The organism is Kordia sp. (genome assembly GCF_045105435.1).
GTDB lineage: Bacteria > Bacteroidota > Bacteroidia > Flavobacteriales > Flavobacteriaceae > Kordia.
Window position 1 is genome coordinate 1 of record NZ_JBGCDL010000249.1, and the last position, 4530, is coordinate 4530.

Genomic DNA, 4530 nt, shown 5'->3' on the forward strand with positions numbered 1-4530 from the left:
TAAGAGCTGAGCGATCTAAAAGTGAAACGATCTCAAAGCAAAGCGGTCTAACAGCACAGCGATCTAACAGCAAAGCATTCCATTCCGAAAAATCACTCAAAGAGACGTTTTTTTTTAATCCAACATATTAAAAGTTTCAATGAAATAAGTCCAAAAATCTAAGAGCAGAGCGATCTAAAAGTGAAACGATCTAAAAGCAAAGCGATCTAACATCTAACAGCGCCAGCGATCTAACAAAATCACTTCCGATGAATACTACTCAAAATTTCCATCACTTCTACTTTTTTACGAACCGAAACCGGAACAGTACTTTTATCTTTCAACAGTAAATAACCACCATCCGTTTTTATAAATGCTTTAATGAATTGCAAATTCACCAAATGACTCTGATGCACACGCAAAAACTGATAATTACGCAACATATCTGAAAAATACTTGAGCGTTTTGGTTACAAAAATCTTCTGTCCATCTTGCAAATAGAAAATGGTATTATTACTATCCGATTCGCAACGCATAATTTCATCCAAACTGACAATAATAATCTTGTCTAAAGTGTGCAATGATATTTTTGTAGGCTTTTCGTTTGGTGCGGCTAAGGTATCTTTTAAAATATCCAAACGTTCTTTATTTGGGTGAATTTGTCCTTTTGCTTTGTTAATTGCAGCCGACAATTCTTCTTCCGAATACGGTTTCAATACATAATCAATTGCTGCAAATTTGAATGCGCGAATGGCAAACTCGTCACTTGCTGTCACAAAGATGATTTTGGAAGTCAGATTCGGGAAAATTTCCAACACATCAAATCCAGATCCATCGCCCAACATAATATCTAAAAATAAAATATCGGGTTGTTGTTTGCGCAATAATTTTGCCGTTTCCACAACACTTTGCGCAGTTCCAATAATAGATAATTCAGGATGTAAACGTTCAATATCGCCTTGTAGCATTTGCAACGCAGCAGGAATATCATCAACAATAACAGTAGTGAGCATGTTTTTTATTAGGTGTTAGGTATGAGTTACGATATCAAAAATAAATATTTATCTATTAAAATAACTCTTAATAATTAAAGCACTTCTCGATACAAAATTCTAATGAATTTTACTCGAAGTGACGTATTGAACATCAGAATATAAAGCGTCTCTTCGAGTGATTTTTTTATATTGAGCGCAGTCGAAATATAAAGAAAATTGTATCGAGAAGTACTTAGAATTACAATTTATTTAAAATTTCAATAATCATTTTGATACGTCTTTGTGAGAATTTCAAATAAATTTGTGGCAATCTGTTCGTTTCAAAAGCAAATTTTAGTATGCTAAAGAAGCAGATTACTTCGTCATATTTCCTCGTAATGACGTTTTTAACCATCTAAGTAAGTCACATACTCTAACAGCGTAAGCGATCTGATATCTAAAATTTCAAAACTCCGTTTCTAGTGGAATTTTAAATGAAATCCGTGTGCCTGCTAAGGTAGCATCTTTTTCAGATATATCGGTAATTTTTAGTGTGTTGACTCCTGCCAACGATTCAATTCGTTCTTTTGTGACTTGCAACGCCATCGATTGATGATCTGTATTTGGTTTGTTTTTTTGCGATTCTTGAATGCCAATTCCGTTGTCCGTAATTGTTGCATATAAAAAACGATCATCTGTCTTGAACGTAATTTTCAATTCGCCAGGACGTTGCAATGGCATGATTCCGTGACGAATGGCATTTTCAACAAAAGGCTGAATTAACATTGGCGGAATCAAAACTTCTTCAGGATCTAAATTGGACGTGACATCAATTGCATAACTAAAATCTTTACTCGCCATCAAACGTTCCACTTCTACATAATTTTTCAAGGTTTTTATCTCTTGATCGAGTGTAATATTATCTTTTCTAGAATTTGTCAAAGTTTCTCGAAGCAATACAGCAAAGGTATTGATCGTTTTATCCATCTTCGCAATATCGTTTCGGCTCATGCCTTTAATTCCGTTCAAGACATTGAAAATAAAATGCGGATTCATCTGTAAGCGCAATGCTTTTTGTTCCAGCGAAAGCAAATGATTTTCTAGCTGTAAACGTTCGCGAATCGCACGGTTTTTAGCTTTAACACGTTTGATGTAGTTGTAAATTATAAAGGCGACAATCAATCCGAGAATCGTCCAAAGTAGATTTTTAAACCATGTTTTTTTGTATAATGGTTGAATGACGTGAAATTTGAAACTAATCGGATCACTTTCCAACCAATCTTTATTGCGTGATTGTGCCAAAAACGTATGATTTCCATAATCCAAATCGCCAAAAGTAATTTTACTTTCTTGATTCCACGGACTCCATTTGTTATTGTCAAATTTATAACGATACACAATTGCTTCCGGATTGTCCAAATCTACTGAGCGAAACTGAAAAGCCAAATCATTTTCATCTGCTGTAAGCTGTAACCGTTTGTCTGAATTTGTCCAATCTTGCAAGTTGATCGAATCTAAACTCTGATACGCCACTTCCACATTTTCAAAATATATTTGCGGTTTTGAACTTTGTTGCTCCGACGTAGAAGGCACGTATTTAGTGAGTCCGTCAATAGTTCCAAACCAAAGATTCCCTTCCGTATCTTTTGTAGCTGCATTTTGGCAAGTTTCAATTCCTAAAAAACCATCATTGCGACCGTAATGAATTACGTTTTGAATTTCGTTTTTCTTGTTAAGCGTAATTTGATCTACGCCACGTTCACTTCCTGCCCAAAGTGCGCCATTATCATCAAAAATAAGCTGGTAAATATTGTCGGAATACAAGTCTTTTTTTCCTTGTAATTGTTCAAATTTTAAGTCTTTTGACAAGGTAGAAAACCAAATTCCTTTTCCAAGTGTTCCCAAATACATATCGTAATTGTGAATGTGAATGGTTCCGATGGTAACTTCGCTTCCTGTGACTTGTTTTGGTGTTAAATGTGTGACTTCATCATTTTTAATATAGCCCAAATGGCCTTTATTTGTAGAATACCAAATACGACCTGTTTCGTCACGCGCCATATCGCGAATTCCAATGTCTTTTATACCATTTTCAGTGTCAAAAGTTTTAAGATTGAATATTCTTTTTTTCTTGTGATCGTACTGAAAACGGGCAATTCCATTTGAATATGTTGCAATCCAAACATACGAACCGTAAATTTTTATATTGCTAATCCAATCGGAAGGCAAGCCAATAGCTGTGGTAATATTTGCGGAATATATAGTTTCTATTTGTTCGGTTTTATACGTTACTTCATCTTCTGATAAATTTTCGTATATAATGGTGTCGCGTACTTTTTTTTGATAAATATAGATTCCTTTTCCTTCCGTTCCAGCCCAAATTCGACCGTCTTTATCGCTGGTCAATGTTTTTACTTTCTTATCGAGATATTTGCTAGTTTCTTTTTCTTGATGAATTCCTGTAGAGTCAATTTTTGTTAAGCCAGATTCTGCCGCCGAAACCCACAACGTTTTATTTTGGTAATGCAGCGCGTAAATTCTATTAGCAGTCAAGCCATTATCTTTGGTAAAATGTCTAAAATTATTCTTTTCAGATTTGAATAATCCGCCACCAGAAGAACCAATCCATACATTATTTTGGCGATCTGTGTACACATTATTGATGTTGTAAATAGACAATCCATCACGTTTACTAATGGATTTTTCGGGTAAATTATCTGTCAGATTGATCCGTTTAATACCTGCATTTCTCGTATTGATCCATAATTGATCAGAATTAACCAAATTGATACTATTGATTTCTCGTATTTCAGAAACTTCTTGAAAACCGACTTCGTTATTTTTGAACGAATAAATTCCATCTATAAAACTTGCGGCAATAATTCGATCTTTATAACGCGCGATAGATTTAAAGTCACTTTCAAACATTTTTTTAAACGTTCCGTCAGACGCTAAACGATCTGTTTTCCACAAACCACGACGCGACGCAATCCAATAGTGTGTTCCATCAAACAAAATATCATTAATTTGAGTCGAATTCAAAACGGTATTGCAATCTACACGTTCTATTTCACCACTAACAGCATACTTATAAATTCCTTTTCGTGTTGCTAAAAAGATGTTGTCATTAACCGTTTCAATATCGTAAATTCTTGGCGATTCGTAGTTTGTAAAGGTATTTTTTGTGCGAACAGAAAGTCCTTGATTCGTTCCTATTAATAGTGTGTTTTTGTAAAATGTAAGTGTGTTGATAAAGTTAGAACCCAAACCATTTTTTTCGTTCCATACCTTAAAAGAAATTCCATCAAAACGTGCAATTCCGCCACCTTTTGTTCCAATCCATAAATAGCCCAATTCATCTTGAGTGATTGCATTTACTTGCGATTGTGGCAAACCATCTTTTAACGTATACGCGCGCAATTGATCGTTCTGTGCTACGGAAAACCAAGTTCCTGCAACAAAAAATAACAATAGGAGCAAAGCGCGTGAAGCGATTTTCATATCAATCTGATTTTTTACGTTTGTAAAATTCTTTAGTGAATTCAGGTACTAATTTCGTGCCATTCCATTCAAAATT

The 4530-nt window shown here is 34.6% G+C and carries 2 protein-coding genes; both read right to left on the bottom strand.

The annotated features are described in order from the left end of the window. Nucleotides 1-239: 239 nt before the first annotated feature. Nucleotides 240-992 carry a LytR/AlgR family response regulator transcription factor gene (locus AB8B65_RS12685; protein ID WP_405301434.1) on the bottom strand — a complete coding sequence of 251 codons (753 nt, stop codon included), beginning with the start codon at nucleotides 990-992 and terminating at the stop codon, nucleotides 240-242. A gap of 426 nt (nucleotides 993-1418) precedes the next feature. After that, nucleotides 1419-4454 carry a two-component regulator propeller domain-containing protein gene (locus AB8B65_RS12690; RefSeq protein WP_405301436.1) on the bottom strand — a complete coding sequence of 1012 codons (3036 nt, stop codon included), beginning with the start codon at nucleotides 4452-4454 and terminating at the stop codon, nucleotides 1419-1421. Nucleotides 4455-4530 lie beyond the last annotated feature (76 nt).

Excerpts from the sequence above, each read along its gene's own strand:
- AB8B65_RS12685 (WP_405301434.1), bottom strand. The coding sequence starts at position 992 with ATGCTCACTACTGTTATTGTTGATGATATTCCTGCTGCGTTGCAAATG.
- AB8B65_RS12690 (WP_405301436.1), bottom strand. The coding sequence starts at position 4,454 with ATGAAAATCGCTTCACGCGCTTTGCTCCTATTGTTATTTTTTGTTGCA.